3 protein-coding genes are annotated in these 1,200 nt (G+C 74.2%); 1 reads left to right on the top strand and 2 read right to left on the bottom strand.

Annotated features, from left to right (window positions below; genetic code table 11):
* Nucleotides 1–600: phosphoribosylaminoimidazolesuccinocarboxamide synthase (locus tag ACQUQ1_RS22275; RefSeq protein WP_435066366.1), on the top strand; the 600-nt coding region annotated here is incomplete at its 5' end.
* 52 nt (nucleotides 601–652) lie between these two features.
* Here ACQUQ1_RS22275 and ACQUQ1_RS22270 read toward each other — a convergent pair.
* Both ACQUQ1_RS22270 and ACQUQ1_RS22265 read right to left on the bottom strand, forming a co-directional pair.
* Nucleotides 653–811: a hypothetical protein gene (locus ACQUQ1_RS22270; protein WP_435066365.1), complete on the bottom strand. Its 159-nt coding sequence runs from the start codon at nucleotides 809–811 to the stop codon at nucleotides 653–655.
* Nucleotides 812–870: 59 nt separating this feature from the next.
* A partial coding sequence (locus ACQUQ1_RS22265) for a formyltransferase family protein (RefSeq protein WP_435066364.1) occupies nucleotides 871–1,200 on the bottom strand: 330 nt, incomplete at its 5' end.

Here is a 1,200-nt window from a genome sequence, read left to right as displayed (position 1 = left end):
CGCGCGGACCCGCACGACGTGGGGCTCGACCGCGACGGGTGGCCCGCCGAGCCCGTGGAGCTCCCGGAGCCGGTCGTGGAGTTCTCCACGAAGTACGAGGAGCAGGACCGCTACCTCGACGCGGCGGAGGCCGACCGGATCGCCGGCGCGGCGCCGCTGTCGGAGCTGGAGTCGGTCGCCCGCGAGGTGAACGACCTCGTCACCGGGCGCGCCGCCGAGGCGGGGTTCGTCCACGAGGACGGCAAGATCGAGTGCGTGTACGCCGACGGCGAGGTCCGCGTCGCCGACGTGGTCGGCACGTTCGACGAGAACCGCTTCGCCTACGACGGCCAGGAGGTGTCCAAGGAGGTCGTCCGCCAGCACTACAAGCGGGTCGCGCCCGAGTGGGTCGAGGCCGTCGGCGACGCGAAGGCGCGCGCCGACGCCGAGGGCGTCGCCGACTGGCGGCCGCTGTGTGAACAGTCGCCGCCGTCGCTCGACCCCGCCGTCGTCGAGACGGTCGCCGACATGTACGCCGCGGGGACGAACGCCTACACCGGCGCCGACTGGTTCGACGCGCCGCCCGTCGCCGACGCGGTCGACGCCGTCCGCGAGCTCTGAGGGCGGGCCGCCGGGCCGGTCGGCGCGGCCGGCGCCGGGTCGGCGACGCCCCTCAGTGCCCGACCGACAGCCAAGGGAGCCGCGGGAGCGACTCGATCACGGCGGTCACGTAGTACAGAAGCACGAGGAGCATGATCGCCGAGAGGAGGACGAGCAGCAACGTCAGCCAGCCGCCGTGGCCGACCTGCTCGATCCGTCGGACGGGCTCCATCGTTCACGGGAGGTTGAGCCGGAGCGGGCAAAACGGTTGCCGTGAGGCCGGGACTCGCCTCACTCCACTCCCGCCGCGACGCCGCCCAAGTCGTAGGCGTCGGGATCGACGCCCTCGCGGAAGTGCGTGCGCCCGCGGCGCACGACGATCGCGTCGTCGAGGTGGGCCCGGAGGCCGGCGACGAGCGCTTCGGCCTCCAGCGGCTGCCCCCGTTCCTTCAGGTCCGCGGGGTCGTCGTCGGGGTCGACCGGGAACGCCCGCTGGGCGATGATCGGCCCCTGATCGAGGTCGGTCGTGACGTAGTGTGCCGTCGCGCCGTGGACGCGCGCGCCGCCCTCGACGGCCTGCCGGTACGCCTCCGCGCCGGGGTACGCCGGCAGCAGCGACGG

This window comes from Halobaculum sp. EA56 (assembly GCF_051195075.1).
GTDB lineage: Archaea > Halobacteriota > Halobacteria > Halobacteriales > Haloferacaceae > Halobaculum.
This window is presented reverse-complemented; position numbering and strand designations above follow the sequence as displayed.